Source organism: Paraburkholderia sp. Cy-641 (assembly GCF_011752945.1).
Lineage (GTDB): Bacteria > Pseudomonadota > Gammaproteobacteria > Burkholderiales > Burkholderiaceae > Paraburkholderia.
Genome location: NZ_VWWM01000035.1, coordinates 1 through 15,773, shown reverse-complemented (window position 1 = coordinate 15,773; position 15,773 = coordinate 1). Strand labels below are relative to the sequence as shown.

Annotated in this window: 14 protein-coding genes and 2 pseudogenes; 4 read left to right on the top strand and 12 right to left on the bottom strand. The window is 62.1% G+C overall.

Annotated features, from left to right (window positions below; all coding sequences use genetic code 11):
* Positions 1–53 precede the first annotated feature (53 nt).
* The gene (locus tag F3J20_RS19695) at positions 54–944 is read left to right on the top strand and encodes a LysR family transcriptional regulator (protein ID WP_167284310.1); all 891 of its coding nucleotides are present in this window, start codon (positions 54–56) and stop codon (positions 942–944) included.
* Positions 945–966: 22 nt separating this feature from the next.
* Here the strand turns inward: F3J20_RS19695 and F3J20_RS19690 are convergent, their stop codons facing one another.
* The 3 genes from F3J20_RS19690 to F3J20_RS19680 form a co-directional block, all read right to left on the bottom strand.
* Positions 967–1,845, bottom strand: coding sequence for an amidohydrolase family protein (locus F3J20_RS19690; protein WP_167284261.1), 879 nt, complete (start codon positions 1,843–1,845; stop codon positions 967–969).
* 129 nt (positions 1,846–1,974) lie between these two features.
* Positions 1,975–3,267, bottom strand: a complete 1,293-nt coding sequence (locus tag F3J20_RS19685; RefSeq protein ID WP_167284260.1) for an MFS transporter — start codon at positions 3,265–3,267, stop codon at positions 1,975–1,977.
* A 469-nt stretch (positions 3,268–3,736) separates the two neighbouring features.
* Positions 3,737–4,900 carry a mandelate racemase/muconate lactonizing enzyme family protein gene (locus F3J20_RS19680; protein WP_167284259.1) on the bottom strand — a complete coding sequence of 388 codons (1,164 nt, stop codon included), beginning with the start codon at positions 4,898–4,900 and terminating at the stop codon, positions 3,737–3,739.
* 253 nt (positions 4,901–5,153) lie between these two features.
* Here F3J20_RS19680 and F3J20_RS19675 point away from each other — a divergent pair, with 253 nt between their 5' ends.
* The 3 genes from F3J20_RS19675 (at position 5,154) to F3J20_RS19665 (ending at position 9,478) form a co-directional block, all read left to right on the top strand.
* Positions 5,154–6,197: a LacI family DNA-binding transcriptional regulator gene (locus tag F3J20_RS19675; RefSeq protein ID WP_167284258.1), complete on the top strand. Its 1,044-nt coding sequence runs from the start codon at positions 5,154–5,156 to the stop codon at positions 6,195–6,197.
* A gap of 268 nt (positions 6,198–6,465) precedes the next feature.
* A complete protein-coding gene (gene tcuC, locus F3J20_RS19670) occupies positions 6,466–7,797 on the top strand; it encodes a tricarballylate/proton symporter TcuC (RefSeq protein WP_240162843.1) in 1,332 nt (443 codons plus the stop codon).
* A 373-nt stretch (positions 7,798–8,170) separates the two neighbouring features.
* A complete protein-coding gene (locus tag F3J20_RS19665; RefSeq protein WP_167284308.1) occupies positions 8,171–9,478 on the top strand; it encodes an MFS transporter in 1,308 nt (435 codons plus the stop codon).
* Between the two features lie 178 nt (positions 9,479–9,656).
* Here F3J20_RS19665 and F3J20_RS19660 read toward each other — a convergent pair whose 3' ends face one another.
* The 9 genes and pseudogenes from F3J20_RS19660 to F3J20_RS19620 all read right to left on the bottom strand — a co-directional run.
* A complete protein-coding gene (locus F3J20_RS19660; protein WP_167284307.1) occupies positions 9,657–10,292 on the bottom strand; it encodes a glutathione S-transferase family protein in 636 nt (211 codons plus the stop codon).
* Positions 10,293–10,549: 257 nt separating this feature from the next.
* Positions 10,550–11,860: an MFS transporter gene (locus F3J20_RS19655; RefSeq protein WP_167284257.1), complete on the bottom strand. Its 1,311-nt coding sequence runs from the start codon at positions 11,858–11,860 to the stop codon at positions 10,550–10,552.
* A gap of 91 nt (positions 11,861–11,951) precedes the next feature.
* Positions 11,952–12,071: pseudogene (locus tag F3J20_RS19650) on the bottom strand (HTH domain-containing protein); the annotation flags it as partial.
* A gap of 110 nt (positions 12,072–12,181) precedes the next feature.
* Positions 12,182–12,364, bottom strand: a pseudogene (locus F3J20_RS19645) (hypothetical protein); the annotation flags it as partial.
* A gap of 678 nt (positions 12,365–13,042) precedes the next feature.
* The gene (locus F3J20_RS19640) at positions 13,043–13,492 is read right to left on the bottom strand and encodes a hypothetical protein (RefSeq protein ID WP_167284255.1); all 450 of its coding nucleotides are present in this window, start codon (positions 13,490–13,492) and stop codon (positions 13,043–13,045) included.
* A gap of 104 nt (positions 13,493–13,596) precedes the next feature.
* A complete protein-coding gene (locus F3J20_RS19635) occupies positions 13,597–13,902 on the bottom strand; it encodes a hypothetical protein (protein WP_167045060.1) in 306 nt (101 codons plus the stop codon).
* Positions 13,903–14,217: 315 nt separating this feature from the next.
* Positions 14,218–14,634: a biopolymer transporter ExbD gene (locus F3J20_RS19630; protein WP_167284254.1), complete on the bottom strand. Its 417-nt coding sequence runs from the start codon at positions 14,632–14,634 to the stop codon at positions 14,218–14,220.
* An 18-nt stretch (positions 14,635–14,652) separates the two neighbouring features.
* Positions 14,653–15,384: a MotA/TolQ/ExbB proton channel family protein gene (locus F3J20_RS19625; protein WP_167284253.1), complete on the bottom strand. Its 732-nt coding sequence runs from the start codon at positions 15,382–15,384 to the stop codon at positions 14,653–14,655.
* A 26-nt stretch (positions 15,385–15,410) separates the two neighbouring features.
* Positions 15,411–15,773: energy transducer TonB (locus F3J20_RS19620; protein WP_167284252.1), on the bottom strand; the 363-nt coding region annotated here is incomplete at its 5' end.

Genomic DNA, 15,773 nt, shown 5'->3' with positions numbered 1-15,773 from the left:
GACATCTGAAAAAGTGGATTCCAGCCTCTTCAGAAGCTGTAAAATACGTTTTTATGGATACCCGCTTTCTTCAGAGTTTCGTCGCGGTCGTCGAATCCGGTTCTATCGCCGAAGCGGCGCGCCGTCTCGACGTCGCCACGACCACGGTGGCCCAGCAGATCCGCGCGCTGGAAGACGATATTGGTGCGAAGTTGCTGACGCGCGCGGGGCGGACGGTCAAACCCACGGTGGTCGGCGCCCGCATTCTCGAGCGCTCGCGCGATCTGCTGCGGGACGTGCGCGACCTGCGCTCCGCCGCCTCCGATACGGGCCTGCCGGCGGGGCCGCTGCGCCTCGGCGCGACACCTTCGGCGCTGATGGGATTGTTGCCGCCGTTTCTGCGGCGCTGGATGCAGGCGCATCCACAGATCCCGATCTATATCGAGCCCGGCACCTCGGCCGTGCTGCTGGACCGGGTTATGTCGGGGGAGCTCGACGCGGCGATCGTCGTGCATCCCGCATTCGAGTTGCCGAAGACTTGCGCATGGCGGCTGTTGCGCGAAGAGCCGCTGATACTCCTGACCCAGGCGCGTTTGCAGGTGAAGGATGCGCTGGCGACCGCGGCTCACGAGCCGTTCATCCGTTATGACCGCAGAGTCGTGGCCGGAAAAATGGCCGATGAATATCTACGCAAACACGGCGTGCGTCCCAAGGTGCAGTTCGAACTCGACGGTATCGAGCACATTGCCCGGCTGGTGGCAGAGGGCTTTGGCGTTTCCGTGCTGCCGGACTGGCCCATTATCGGCCCGGCCGACCCGCAACTGCGGCGTTGGAAGTTGCCGGAACCGTCTCCCGTACGTCGCGTGGGAATGGTATGGCTGCGCACGTCGGTGCGCTCGCCGCTCGTGGAAGCGTTCGTTCAGATTGCCTGCAGCGAGTCGCCAAAGGCACGGAAACAGAAATGAGCGCAGGGCGCCGGGGCGCGCGTCAATCCGCGAAGCCGTAAAGCACGGCCGGGTTGTCCACCAGAATCCGATCGCGCACCGCGCGCGTCGGGGTCCACGTGTCGAGCAGATCGAGCAGCGCGGCGTCCTCGGGCATGCCGTCGACCAGGCCCGGATGCGGCCAGTCGGTTCCCCAGACGCAACGCTCGGGCGCGGCGGCCACGAGCGCGCGTGCCAGCGCAAGGACGTCGTCGTAGGGGTAGGTTGTCGTCGAGGCACGGTAGCCGCACAGCTTGACCCAAGTCTTGCCGTTCGACAGCAGGCGCAGCAATGCTTCGGTTTCCTGTCGATAGGTCGGCGAGCTGGCGCGAATCTGCCCCATGTGATCGATGACGGCCGGTGTCGGCAGCCCGGCGATCAGCGGCGCAAGCGCCGGGAGCTGGGGACCGTCGACGTAAAACTGCAGATGCCAGCCGAACGCGGCGACCCGGTGTGCGATTGTGTTTATCCGGTCGGGCGTCAAGCCGCCGGCATTGACCAGGTTGAAGCGAACCCCGCGCACGCCGGCCCGATGCAGGCGCTCGAGCGCCTCATCGGAAACATCGTCGCCTAATACGACAACCGCGCGGCCCCGTTCGACGCCCACTACCTGCAAGGCATCCAGCGTGCACCGGTTGTCCGTGCCATACACGCTGGGCTGCACGATGACCATGCGTTCCAGCCCGAGTACCGCGGCCATGTCTCGCCATGCGTGCAGGGAGGCCGCCGGAGGCGTGTAGTCGCGCGGCGTCGTGAACGGATACCTAAGCGGATACGCGAGCGGATCGCCGAACACGTGAAAATGGCAATCGCACGAAAAGCGGGGTGCCGGGTTCCGAGGTGGTCTAACAGAAGGCAACGCGGGCAAACAGGCGAGGGTCATGAGCGTCTCGTGAGTCTTGCCGCTGTTTTGCTGGCAGCGGCGGACCCGGATGGTGTGGCTGGTGTATCGATAGAGGGATGCGTCGGCTCGACGGTCATGCAGGTCATGTGCCGTCGGCAGAAGATCGTTTCAGGCACGCGGCGCTACATGCTTGCGCGACTCGGCGGAGAGATCGTGCTCGCCGGGCGGCACGCTGTCGCGCAGGCCGAGCCCCTTGGTCTCCGGCAGCACGCAAAGCGCGAGGAACATGCAGCCGTAGGCGATGAATCCGAAGAGGGCAATCGATTTTCCGAGCGGCATCTGCGATGCCAGCATGCCGATCAGCAACGGAAACAGCGCACCGATGCCGCGTCCCACGTTATAGCAGAAGCCCTGGCCGGACCCGCGCATGGCGGTCGGATAGATTTCGCTGAGATAGGGGCCGAGCGGCGCGAACACCATGTACGTGAACATGCCGAGGAAGAAGCCGCTCGGCAGCATGACAGCGTTGCTGATGGGCAGCACGAGATAGACGACCAGCGTCACGGCCGCGCCGATCGTGCTGATAAAAAACGTCTTGCGCCGGCCGATGGCATCGCCGAGGTGAGCGCCGATCATGAAACCCGCAAACGCGCCGGCGATGAGGGCGACGGTAAAGCCACCCGTCCCGATGACCGAAAGGCCTCGTTCAGTGCGCAGATAGGTCGGCAGCCACACCTGATAGATGTAGGTGGCACCCTGGCAGCCCGTCGTAAAGATCGACAGCTTGATCGTGGTCCAGAAGAACTCCGGTCGAAATACCGCCAGCAGCGATTCGTTTCGCTGTCCTTCGAGTGCTTTATTGCGTGCGTAGACTTCCGGTTCGTCGACGTGGCGGCGCAGGAAGAACACCAGCGCGGCGGGCGCGATACCGATCCAGAACAGCCAGTGCCACGCCTGACCTTCCGGCACCAGCGAAAACAGGGCGGTGTAAATGACGGCGGCGATACCCCAGCCGACTGCCCAGCCGCTTTGCACGAATCCGCCTGCGCGGCCGCGATATTTATCGCGAATCACCTCGGCGATCAGCACGGAACCGGCGGCCCATTCGCCGCCGAAGCCGATGCCCTGAAGCGCGCGGAAGATGAAGAACTGTTCGAAGTTCTGGGCGAAACCGCATAGGAACGTGAAAACGGCGTACCAGCCTATCGTGATCTGCAGCACCCGCACGCGGCCGAAGCGATCGGCCATGACGCCCGCGAGCCAGCCGCCGATCGCCGACGTCACCAGCGCGACGGTGCCGAGAAAGCCTACCTGCTGTTTGCTGATCCCCCACACGGCAATCAGTGTCGGCACGACGAAGCTGAAAATCTGCACGTCGAGTGCATCGAGGGTCCAACCTGCAAAGCAGGCACGAAGAGCGCTGCTCTCCCGCGGCGTCAAGTCCCGCATCCATCTGAACATCCTTGTCTCCTTTACCGGCTCGCGCCGGACTCTTCTGATTGCTGGTCAACACCGCGTACGCTGATTGATCGAGACTCCGGCAAGGCGTTCGCGACGTTCGATTCGAGAGCACTGTGCGCTCAATCGGACATCTTAAAAAGCGGGTTTCAGCATTTTCAGAGCACGCAAAAGGCGCGTTTAGCCGACGAGAGGAACGGCTGTGGGAATATCGATGGATGGACGGGGCGAGTAGCGGTGTCGATGCCAATTATCGCCAGGAGAGAGAGCGGCGTTTATCGATGGGTACGGGGTTGCCGCTTTCGCGGTCTTGCTGGCATCGCGTGCGTCGCTCCTGCTTGTTCAACCTCAGACGTGTTGCGACGCTCGTTGTGAGCCGTTTTCCGGCGAATGCTTCCGCGAGGCCGAGTGGCTCTTGCAGAATGTAGGGAAGGCGGCGTCCGCGAAGTCCGGACGCCGCCCGCGGCACACCTCAGGCGCGCTGGCCGAATTCCACTTCCTGGGCCGTCCAGCCGGCGACGCGGTCGCTGAGCGTCAGGCCGAGCCCGGGCCGCGTCGGCACGATCATCCGGCCGGCGCGCGTTTCGAGCTTTTCGTTGAACAGCGGTTCGAGCCATTCGAAATGCTCGACCCAGGGCTCGGTCGGATAGCAGGCCGCGAGATGCACGTGCAACTCCATCGCGAAGTGCGGCCCCAGCATCAAGCCCGCGTGCTCGGCCAGCCCGGCAATCTTGAGGAACGGCGTGATGCCGCCGACACGCGGTGCGTCGGGCATCAGATAGTCGGCCCCGCGCAGTTTGATGAATTCCCAGTGCTCCGCCACGCTCGTGAGCATCTCGCCCGTGGCGATCGGCGTATCGAACTGCGCGGCCAGTGCGGCATGGCCTTCCGCGTCGTAGCAATCGAGCGGCTCTTCGATCCAGACCAGATTGAATGGCTCGAACGTACGGCACATGCGCTGCGCGGTGGGGCGGTCCCATTGCTGGTTCGCGTCGACCATCAGCGGGAACGTGTCGCCCAGATGCTTGCGCACCGTTTCGACGCGGTGAATGTCGAGCGCGCAATCGGGTTGCCCGACCTTCAGCTTGATGCCGCCGATGCCCTTTTCGCGTGACGCGTCGGTATTGGTCAGCAACTGGTCGAGCGGCGTGTGAAGGAAGCCGCCCGAGGTGTTGTAGCAGCGCACGGAGTCGCGCTGCGAGCCGAGCAGCTTCGCGAGCGACAGGTTGGCGCGTTTGGCCTTCAGGTCCCACAGCGCGACGTCGAATGCGCCGATCGCCTGCACCGCCATGCCGCTTCTGCCGACCGAGGCCCCGGCCCAGGCGAGCTTGTTCCATAGCTTGGCAATGTCGCTCGGGTCTTCGCCGATCAGCGTCGGCGCGATTTCCTTCGCGTGCGCGAACTGGCCCGGGCCCCCGGCACGCTTCGAATAGCTGAAGCCCAGACCGCGATGACCGTCGGCCGTTTCGATTTCGACAAAGAGGATGGCGATTTCAGTCATCGGCTTCTGACGGCCGGTGAGCACCTTGGCATCGCTGATCGGGGTGGCGAGCGGCAGAAAGGTGGACGCAATACGAACCCAGGCAATGCGGTCGCCCGTTGCCGTGCCGGATGTCAGATGGTCGTTGATGTTCATGAGCGAGGTTCCTGTGCGATTGAAAAGGCGAGCCGCGAATGTATGGCTCAAGCGCATGCCTCGATCATACAATGATTGCGCAATCATTCAAGTGTGGCAGGTGGCGAAATCGTCGTGGTTTACACTGAGCGAGCCGATTCAACGGAGGAGGGGTGCCTGAAATAGGGGGAAGCCCGAGGTGTCGAAGCCGGATTGGGATTCGGGATTCCGGCAGATCATCGCTAGAATTGCGGGCATGACAACAGGAGCCTGAATGGCAAAGAAATCCGCGCGCAGCCAACCCGCCGCCGTCGCCGAGCAGGCGGGGAGCGTGACGTTAATCGATGTCGCTCGCGTAGCAGGGGTCGCGCCCATGACCGTGTCGCGGGCGCTGCATCGTCCCGAGCTCGTCCGCAGCGATACGGCGAGAAAAGTGCTCGAGGCCGTGAGAGCGACGGGCTACGTGCCGAACATGCTGGCGGGCGGCCTGGCGAGCAGCCGGAGTCGTCTGGTTGCGATTCTGCTGCCGACGATCGCCAACTCGATTTTTGCCGACACCGTACAGGCGTTGATGGACGGCCTGACCGCCTCGGGCTATCAGTCGCTGATCGGGCTGACCGGGTACTCCAGCGCCCAGGAAGAGGCGCTTGTCGAAGCGATTCTCGGACGCCGGCCCGACGGGATCGTGCTGGCCGGCACGAGTCACACCGACGCGACCGTCGAGCGGCTCAAGAATGCGCGGATACCGGTGGTCGAGATATGGGATCTGACCGACAAGCCGATCGATATCGTGATCGGCTTTTCACACGAAAAAGTGGGCATCAAGGTGGCGCGGCATCTTCTCGACAAGGGATACAAGCGGTTTGGGGTCCTCTCGGTCAACGATCCGCGTGGCCTGCGCCGTTGCCAAAGCCTTATCCGGGAACTCGGCCGCCATGGCCTGACCGACGTGCCGTTCGAGGTGCTGCAGGCACCGGCAACACTGCAGGCAGGCAGAGAGGGCGTGGGCCGGATGATGGTTGCCGGGTTTCCCGAGATCGTGGTCTGCAGTTCCGACACGCTTGCGCAAGGCGTGCTGGCGGAAGCCGCGAGCCGAGGCCTGCGCGTACCCAAGGATCTCGCGGTGATGGGGTTCGGCGATCTGAGCACCGCCGCGCACGTTTTTCCGGCCTTGTCGACGGTCCGGGTCGACGGGGCGACGATCGGCAGGAATGCCGCGACGGCGCTCCTCACGCGCTTCGCCGGCAAGTCGCAGGCGGGCCTCGATACCGTGAAGATCGATACTGGCTTTTCAATCGTCGACCGGGACAGCGCCTGACGGCGGAGACGGGCAGGGGGCTGACAGGCTGACAGATGGCTCCTCTGGGCGGGACGTTTGCACGTTAACCCGAGTTGCACCGGATGAAAGATTGCGCAACCATTGACTGAAATGATTGCGCAATCTTTTTTGCCTTCTGGTGCCGGGCGGTAACTGGCGACCCTGTGCAAGACAGCGAGATTCAGGCGAAAGGGCGTGACTCTCGCGCCTTGCCGGAGACAGGTGCGGCGCAATCGACGGATACATCTCACTTTCACAGGAGCGGGAGATGAAGGACGTGACGGTTGCATCCCATGGGCTTACGGCCGCCGCCGACGCGACCGGGAAGCCGGGCGCGGCCATGAGGCCGATCATCCAGGTGGTGGCCGGCAATGCGCTCGAAATCTACGATTTCATGATCTATGGCTACTACGCCAGATACATCGCCCAAACGTATTTTCCGAGCGACAGCGAGTACGTTTCCCTGATGATGTCGCTGATGACCTTCGCGTTCGGGTTTCTCGCGCGGCCGATCGGGGCCATCGTGCTCGGCGCCTACACCGATCGTCATGGGCGGCGCAACGGCCTGATCCTCGCCCTGTCGCTGATGTCGCTCGGCATCATTTCCGTCGCGTGCACGCCTTCATACCGGAGCATCGGGCTGGCCGCGCCGGTTATCGTGCTGCTTGGGCGTTTGCTGCAGGGCTTTTCCGCGGGAGCCGAACTCGGCGGCGTCGTGGTCTATCTGGCGGAAATCGCTCCGCCGAAGCGGCGCGCGTTCTTCACCTGCTGGCAGGCGGGCAGCCAGCAACTCTCCGTGATGGCGGCTTCGCTCGTCGGCCTCGTCCTGCTTTATCTGCTCGCGCCGCACGAGTTGCACGCATGGGGATGGCGGATTCCGCTTCTGCTGGGCTGTGCGGTCATTCCCGTAATGTTCTGGTTGCGCTCCAGTCTTGCCGAAACATCGGTGTTCGCCGCGAAAAAGAAGACGCCGACAGTAGGGGATATCTGCACGAGCCTCGTTTCGGGTTGGCGAACCATTGCCCTGTGCATGGGCATGGTGGCGCTCGCCACCGTCACTTCGCAAACCATTACCACGTATGCGCCGACGTTCATCAAGAGTCTGAACCTCGGAGAGTCCGCGGGATTCATCATTCTCTTTTTCGGCGGACTGTCGGTGCTGATCTGTCTGCCTATCATGGCCGTGGTGGCGGATCGTTTCAATCGCCGCACGGTCCTGATCGTCGTGACCCTTCTGGCAGGGCTGAGCGCCTATCCGATGATGTCGTGGCTCGCTGCGCAACCCACCGTGTTCAAGTTCGCGGTCGTCGAGCTGTGGTTCTCGTTCATCTACGCGGCGTACAGTTCCGTGCAGGTGGCCGCGATGGTCGAACTGGTGCCGCCGAGCGCGCGCACGTCCGGCTATGCATTCGCACAGGCGGTGGCGGCCGCGGTTCTGGGCGGCTTCACGCCCGCCATTCTCACGTGGTTGACGCATACCTTCCACAGCAATGCCATGGTCGGCGTCTGGCTGGCGGTCAATGCCGCGATTAGCCTCATTGCCGCGCTTGCATTGGGACAGAAAGAGACGGCAACGCGGCAAAGCGCCCAATTGCAATAGGGATCGGCAACGCCTGGCGTTGATCGGCGCGCCCGGCAATCTTGCCGGTGTGTTTTCGTCGTCGCTGCCAGGCTATCCAGCGGCTCCCATACCTGGCTGCAACGCTGCGGGATGATCTGCCGCCGCTGCAAATTGAATCCCCCGGTTGACGACCATCAAGGCAGATCGGTGTAAACCATGGCGATCGCGTAATCAGTTTCGTTTGAATGATTGCGCAATCATTGTATGATCGAGTCCGCATGGATACGTGGACGCGGCGTGCCGTCCGGCACGAGCCGCCGGCAATCGAACAGGATCAGCAAGGAATCGAGGAGACAGGGCAGTGGTAGCGAATACAACCAGACGGACAAACGTACGATGGTTCATCCTGACGATGATCTTTATCGTCACCGTGTTCAATTACGTGGACCGGGCGACGTTGTCGATCGCGGCGCCGAGCATGCGGCATGAACTCGGCTTCGACGCGCTCACCATGGGCATTGCGTTTTCGGCATTCGGCTGGACCTACACCGGCATGCAGATTCCCGGCGGGCTGATCCTGGACCGGTTCGGCGCGCGGATCGTGCTGGGCCTGAGCCTCATTGCGTGGTCGGTGCTCACGTTTCTGCAGGGATACGCGCACCTGTTCGCGTCGGCGTTCGCCGCGCTCTTCGCGTTGCGCTTCCTGATGGGCGCTGCCGAATCGCCGGCGTTCCCGTGCAACAGTCGTCTGACGGTCATGTGGTTTCCGAGTACCGAACGCGGCCTCGCGACGTCGATCTTCCAGTTGGCGCAATATTTCGCGCTGGCCGTTTTCACTCCGGTCATGACCTATACGGTCAGCCGCTGGGGCTGGCACTACGTGTTCTTCACGACAGGCGCGATCGGTGTGCTGATCGGGCTCTGGTGGCTGAAATCGGTGCGCGAGCCGCAGTCCGATCACCGCGTGAATGCGGCCGAACTCGACTACATCGCCGCCGGCGGCGGACTCCCGACGATGGGCGACAGCCCGCGGCCGTTCCGCTGGCGCGAGGTCCGCGCAATTGCCGCCAACCGCATGATGATCGGCATCTATATCGGACAGTTCTGCCTGACGTCGATTACGTGGTTCTTCCTCACCTGGTTCCCGACCTACCTCGTCGAGGCCAAGGGCATGTCGATACTGAAGGTGGGCATTGCGGCGGCGATACCCGCCGTGGCCGGATGCGTCGGTGGACTCGTCGGCGGCCTGTGGTCCGACTGGATGCTCAAGCGCGGCTTCAGTCTCACGGCGGCCCGCAAGACGCCGATCATCGGCGGCCTCGTGCTGTCGAGTACGATCGTCGCGGCGAATTACGTGCATTCTTCCGTGATCGTGATTCTCGTGATGTCGCTCGCTTTCTTCGCAAAGGGTGTCGGCAACCTGGGGTGGTGTATCGTCGGTGACGTCTCGCCGAAACACGCGATGGGCATCAGCGGCGGCATCTTCAATCTGTGCGGCAATCTCGCGAGCATCGTCACGCCGCTGGCCATCGGCTGGATGATCAAGCGCACCGGCTCGTTCGAGGTTGCGCTGACCTATGTCGCGGCACTTTCGCTGCTCGGTGCTTTTTCGTATCTGTTTGTTGTCGGCAGGCTCGAGCGCATCGAAGGGGGCGAGTCGGATGAGACTGCGTTGGGCGATGTTCCGGCTGCGGCTCTGAAGCCGCGCCACGGCGGTTGAAGCCGCGCAGCAACACTTTTCGACGGGTTACCGTTGATGAACGCAATGGGTTTTACCGCTTCTGTTGCCGCGCGGCGAGTGTCGACAATTTCATTGCCGCGCTTGCGTACGGCCGCTGTCCGAAGGACGCGCTAAACCCGGATACGTGGGTGGGTTTAGCGATCTGGTTGATCGATTGTCACTTCTGGTCCGGAAACGCCGGACGCGCGCGCTGCGCGTCGAGCCAGCGTGCCACCGACGGCATCTCCGGCTGCGCATCGAGCGTGGAGGCGAAGCGCTCGGCCAGCGAGTACCAACGATGCGCGGCGAGCGCGACGCCGATGTCGGCGAGCGTGAAGCGATCGAGCGCGAGATGCGAATGCGTGTCGAGCCGCGCGTCGACAATCCGGAGCAGCCGCGCGGACTCGGCGAATGCGTTGCGTATCGCGGCGTAATCGCGCTTTTCCTCGGGCACGCGAGTCAAGCCGAGAAACGTAATGCGCAACGTCGCCCATAACGCACCGAGCTGCCAGTCCATCCAGCGCTCGACTTCCGAGCGCTCGTCGGCGTCTTGCGGCAACAGGTCGCCATTGCCATAGGCCGTCGCGAGATAGCGCATGATCGTGTTCGATTCCCAGATCGACCGTCCATTGTCGACCAGCGCCGGCACGAGGCCGTTCGGATTGAGCTCGCGATAGGCCGCCGTATCGTTGACGCCGAATTCGAGCCCGGCGTCGATCCGCTCGTAATCGCGGCCTTCGATTCGCCCGAGTTCGCCGAGGCACCACAATACCTTCTGCACATTGATCGAATTTCGTCTTCCGTAAACCTGCATCATCTCTCCTCGAACAAATATCGTGTGCCGTGAGGCTGGCAGTCGTGCGTCACTGCCGCCTGCCTGGCGACGCCGGCAAGTATGCGCTGCCCACCGTCAATCGACAACAACGAGCGCGGCGCAATGGCTCAATGAGCCTTCGCGGGTGGGCCCGCCATGGCTATTTTCCCATTGCATCTCATCGAGCAGCAGATACTGCTATCGACTCCCGGTTTCCTGCTCTGCGTGCAGGGTGATCTTGGGCCGCTGTTTGGCGGCTAGTGAGGAGCCGAGCGGAGCCCCGTGTCGGGCGATCGAGCGCATACAAAGAGTGCTATGAGCATCAATGCGGCCATTCCTGCGAATGTCGCGTTGAAAGTTCCTGTGGGTAACGCGCTGATCGCAAATACGCCATGTGCTTCGTGACCGGATTGTCCGCCGGATAGGACCAATGCACTTCGGCGAATCTGGAACTCGAGGAAAGCGCCGACCGCTGCGCCCCCAAGCATGCTGCCGATCGATCTCAAGAGAAGGTACATCCCGGTGGCTGCTCCGATGTCCCGCTGTTGTGCTGAGTTTTGCACGATCATCAGGGTGCTAACGTTCGCGCACCCCATGCCTGCACCCGTGCACACCGTGAAGACTACGCTTACGTTGAATGCAATGTGCCCGGTGAAACATGCCAGCAGGAAAAAGCCGCACGCGGCGAAGATCACTCCGCCTAGCAGAACGGGCTTCATCTTTCCATAGGACCGCGCTACGTGGCCGGTAATGTAGTTGCCGAGCACATTCGACGCCAGAAACGGGACCATCAACAGACCCGATGACGTTGCATCGGCATGGAATACGCTTTGATAGAAAATCGGCAGAACGAAGAGCGATGCGAACATTGCCGCGGCCGAGAGCATTCCGCCCAGATTGGCAACGACCAGTGCGCGGTCAGCGAAAAGTCGTGGAGGAAATAGACCGTTCTCATAGCGCACCTGCTGATGTTTGAGCAACCAGCCAAACACCAGAGTACAAGCCGCGAGTACGCCTGTCTGTGAGGAAATCCAGGGGAAACTGTTGCCGCCAAGTGTCAGGAGAAGGAGTAGTGAGCTGACCGTCACGGTCATGAATGCGCTGCCGAATCCATCAAACCGCACTTTGGTTTCTCGAACACCCGTTCTCGCCGGCAAGCCACGGCGACAGAGAAAAAGCGCGGCCGCGCCCAGAGGCAGGTTAACCCAGAAGAGCCATCGCCAGGAGGCGTGGTCTGCAAGATAACCACCCACTAGCGGGCCGGCGATCGACGCGACTGCCCATACGCCCGCGAGATATCCCTGATACCTTCCTCGCTCTCTCGGCGACACGGCGTCTGCAATCGCAGCTTGTGCCAGAGACATCAGCCCACCGCCACCGAGGCCCTGCAGGGCGCGGAACACGACCAGCTGAGTGATACTGTTGGCACAGCCGCAGACGATGGAAGTTGCGATGAAGATTGATAGGGCAATCTCGAGAAGCTTGCGTCGACCATAATGGTCAGACAAACGGCCGTAGATAGGTGCGGCGATAGTCGACGCCAGGAGATAAGCGGTGAGTAGACACACTATATGACCGCGACCGTTGCTGTGGCTGTGGCTGTGGCTGTGGCGCGGCTCAGCCTGTTCAGGGCCGCCTCGAACCTGATACGATTGGGACTTTGCCAGCCCGTATGTAACGCCTGACCGTGTTTCTCGACACGCCCAGTCGTTTGGCAATCTCGCGCAACGAGACATGATCGCGAAAGTGCCAGCGTCGGATGATGCTCAATATAGCCACGTCGATCACTCCGTTCCCCCGCCCGTTGCCGAGCAGGTCAGTGTTCTACGTGGGTCAAGATTCGATGCAAATTACTGCCGAGGGTGGGTCAGGATTCCGTGCAAATCAACAGGCAGCACGCAGAGCGTCCCGGCTCCGACCATTTCCAGCACGCCACCGACGATCTGAAGACCGCCCCAGATCCGGTTGAACGACATCTCCGACTGACTGATCGACTGGCGAGCCAGTATCGCGGCCAACTGTGGCGCACTGAGCGCGATGCGCACGCCGTCCGAATCCTGTTGATCCGACATTCCGAATTCCTCTGCAATTGTTTGGGCTACCAATCTGGCAACCGACCACAGGGGTAGGGAATGAGCGAAGGATGATTTCTACTTCCAACGGACAACGAAACGTTAGCAAGTGCTTCCGCTGAAGTGCACGCCGTGGTGCGTGTGAACAGAGGGGATAATGCTGATTCAATCCAGCAAAGCCGGCGTTTTGTGGTGCCGTCAGTCAGTGTGCAGATAGGCTTCGCTCACGCCTTCATCATCGGGCGGAACTGTGCCGGCAAGTCAGTGCCGTGATAGAGCGCTTCACTCTTATATGCAACCGTGTGCACGGTTGCCGGCTCTGCAAGATCAAGATCGCGCGCAGTACCTTGCTCACAGGCACAATCGCGAAACTAGCTCTTAAAACCGTATACGGTTGCCAACGCGCCCCGGCGTATCGCTAGCCGGGGCCGTCGATGTGCCGGGAGCAGGGCGCTTCCAGCAGCGGCAAATACGCATGACGTACATGGCCGTATCTCGGCGGGAGTGAGTTCCTCGCCATCTTTTCCGCAGTACTGCGGATGCGACTGAGCGGATGCATAAGTCACGTAACAGCCGAGCAGGTTCGGTGCGAACGCGCGGGTTTTATCTTGTACAGAGCACCGCGCGCCGCATCAACTGCTTCAATCGACACCCACGTTAACCGCAATGGATGCGTTGTTACTCGCTCTGTGCCGGCCGTCCCGTCTTGACGGCATCGAGTGCCGAAATTGCGGCAAGCAGCCGTTTCGATGAAGCCGATTCGAGCAATTGCAATCCCGCGCGCAGCAGTTCACTCTTCTTGACCGCGACGCCGGCATCGAGGCATTTCCGCTTGAGCAGGGCGATTCGCTCATAGTCGGCCTTGGGCATCGTGAAGCTGTCGCGAACGACCTTGTCTTTCTTCGCATGCCTGACTTTGCTCTTTCCGCCTGCGTCCTGAGCAGGCGCTGCGGCTGCGGAACGAGTCGGTGCGGCAGCGTTGCCTGCCTTGGATTTCTCGGCCTTGGTCTTGCTGGCGCGGACGGTTTTCGCGGGTGCGGCCGCTTCGGGTTGTTCCTTTGCCGCATCGGTCGACTTAGGGAAATGAAACGTCTTCTTTGTAGATTTGCGTGCAGTGACTGTGGCCATATTGGGCTCCTGGTTGAAAACGATATAAACAGTATATACGGTTTATATCGGTCCGTTGCCAGATTCATGGTGTTTTACGCGCGCCGGCATGGCTGGCGCGTGGCTCAGCGTCTCAGCCGGTATCCGGCGTGTCTCTTGACGAATTCATGGAAGTGGCGATTGCCGATCGCGCTCGCCCAGGCATTGACCCAGTCGGTTGCGATCGCTCTTTCTACTGCGGAATCCGCGCGCATGAGGCGAACGGTCGCGATGCGCAGGCGCAAGAGCGCGTATTCCTTCTTCGTACATTCCCTACGCGAAACGGACGTGTCTTCACGCATCGCAGGCAAGCAAAAGATTCGAAAGAAATTCGGCGGCGTAGAACCGGGTTCGCACACATCGATCTTGTGAGCATAGTAGAGTGGCGACATACCTGTCCAGGTGGGGTTTTCGCGAAGCGCGGCGACCGGTTGAATCCGCAGTCGGCTTCGGTCGTTCGATCACGAATGCGCGAGGCGCTAAACCAGGAGCACTGGCAGTCTTGAGACTGTCTCCGGTGTTGCCACGTTATCGCGCGATACGTCGAAGCGTGTCGTGTTCAACGCATGCCGGCCGTCGAGAAATGCAATGCCGAACTCGCATCCACCAGGCCGCGAATCATAAGGTAAGCGAAGAAACCGCTGGAAGCCCGAGCGCCAGTTCAGGCGCGAGCGCAAACCTCGAAAGACGTTGCACCGCGTAGCGGTCTAGCGTTTCGGCTCGGTAACGAAGCCGATTCTGGTCAGGCCACCCGCATAAGCGGCGGACATCACCTGTGCCACGGATTCGTAGGCGGCCTTGCGATCCGCACCGAGATGCAGTTCCGGCAGCGGATTCCCGCGTGCGGCAGCGGCGATCTTCTCGCGCAGCGCAGCGGGTCCGACCGGCTGGCCGTTCCATAACACGGTGCCGTCGGCCTCGATCGATACCTCGATCTGCGCCGCCTTCGTGTCTTCCTGGCGGCTGCTGGCGTGCGGCAGTTCGATGTTCACCGCGTGGCGTAGCGTGGGGATCGTCACCATGAAGACGATCAGCAGCACCAGCATCACGTCGACGAGCGGCGTCATGTTGATGTCGGCCATCAGGCCGTCGTCTTCGTCGTCGGTAAAAGCGGCGAGTGCCATTTCCGTACCTGGCGGGGATCAGTCGTTGACGGTGGCGAGCCGCAGGCCGGCGCCCTGTTCCGAGGCCGGCAGGCTCGGGTCGCTCACGCAGTACGCGTGAAGCCCATGCGCGAACCGCTTCAGCTTTCCGGCGAGCGCCTTGTTGGCGCGTGTCAGCGCGTTGTAACCCAGCACGGCGGGAATCGCGACAAAGAGGCCGAACGCCGTCATGATCAGCGCCTCGCCGACCGGGCCCGCGACCCGGTCGATCGACGACTCGCCCGCCATGCCGATCGCCAGCAGCGCGTGATAGATACCCCATACCGTACCGAGCAGCCCGACGAACGGCGCGGTACTGCCGACCGACGCGAGGATCGAGAGTCCGCTCTGCAGATGGGCGATGCTTTCGTCCATCGTGTCTTTCAGGCAGCGCGTGATCCAGTCCGACACGTCCACGCGCTCGCGCTGAAGCGGCTGCATCCGGCGATGATGCTCGGCCGCTTCCTTGCCCGCCAGTGCGAGCGCGAGAAACGGGTTGCCACGCAGCATTGCCGCACGGTTTTCCGCCGGCTTCGCGCTGTCAGTAAAGGCATCCAGATGTCGGGTGGCCTGTTCGACGCTGCGGGCCAGCCGCTTGAGCCGGATCACGTTCCAGCCTTTGACGATCATCACGCTCCATGAGAGCACCGACATGACCAGCAGTGCGAGCGCGATGCCGCGCGTCACGAAATCGCCGGCTGTCAGGAAGTGCGCAATACCGTAGTTTTGCATAATAGATTCCTCGTTGAATATCCGCGCTAGTCGTTCAGCGCGAATACGAAAGGAACGGACGTCGGCACACGGCGCGGCGTGCCGTTCTCAAGATAGGGCCGGCAGCTGCTATCGCGCACGGCGGCCAGCGCCGCTTCGTCGAGACGGCTGTGTCCGCTGCTGCTTTTCAGTTCCACGGACTCAGGCTGGCCCGTCAAGCCCACGATGAACTTCACCGTCACGGAGCCCGATTCGCCGCGTTTGCGCGACAGTTCCGGGTAGGGCGGCTGGGCAATGCCGCAGTGCAGATGCGAGATATCCTGCGGGGCATCGAGGGCCATCGTGGGGCGGCCCGGGCTCGCGTCGGGCGGCGAAGAGGGCGGCGCCGGCGGGGCGGATGCCGCGGCGGC

Bases quoted from the DNA above. Each gene is read 5' to 3' on its own strand.
- F3J20_RS19695 (WP_167284310.1), top strand. From the start codon at position 54: ATGGATACCCGCTTTCTTCAGAGTTTCGTCGCGGTCGTCGAATCCGGT.
- F3J20_RS19690 (WP_167284261.1), bottom strand. From the start codon at position 1,845: ATGACCCTCGCCTGTTTGCCCGCGTTGCCTTCTGTTAGACCACCTCGG.
- F3J20_RS19685 (WP_167284260.1), bottom strand. From the start codon at position 3,267: ATGTTCAGATGGATGCGGGACTTGACGCCGCGGGAGAGCAGCGCTCTT.
- F3J20_RS19680 (WP_167284259.1), bottom strand. From the start codon at position 4,900: ATGAACATCAACGACCATCTGACATCCGGCACGGCAACGGGCGACCGC.
- F3J20_RS19675 (WP_167284258.1), top strand. From the start codon at position 5,154: ATGGCAAAGAAATCCGCGCGCAGCCAACCCGCCGCCGTCGCCGAGCAG.
- tcuC (WP_240162843.1), top strand. From the start codon at position 6,466: ATGAAGGACGTGACGGTTGCATCCCATGGGCTTACGGCCGCCGCCGAC.
- F3J20_RS19665 (WP_167284308.1), top strand. From the start codon at position 8,171: ATGATCTTTATCGTCACCGTGTTCAATTACGTGGACCGGGCGACGTTG.
- F3J20_RS19660 (WP_167284307.1), bottom strand. From the start codon at position 10,292: ATGCAGGTTTACGGAAGACGAAATTCGATCAATGTGCAGAAGGTATTG.
- F3J20_RS19640 (WP_167284255.1), bottom strand. From the start codon at position 13,492: ATGGCCACAGTCACTGCACGCAAATCTACAAAGAAGACGTTTCATTTC.
- F3J20_RS19635 (WP_167045060.1), bottom strand. From the start codon at position 13,902: ATGTCGCCACTCTACTATGCTCACAAGATCGATGTGTGCGAACCCGGT.
- F3J20_RS19630 (WP_167284254.1), bottom strand. From the start codon at position 14,634: ATGGCACTCGCCGCTTTTACCGACGACGAAGACGACGGCCTGATGGCC.
- F3J20_RS19625 (WP_167284253.1), bottom strand. From the start codon at position 15,384: ATGCAAAACTACGGTATTGCGCACTTCCTGACAGCCGGCGATTTCGTG.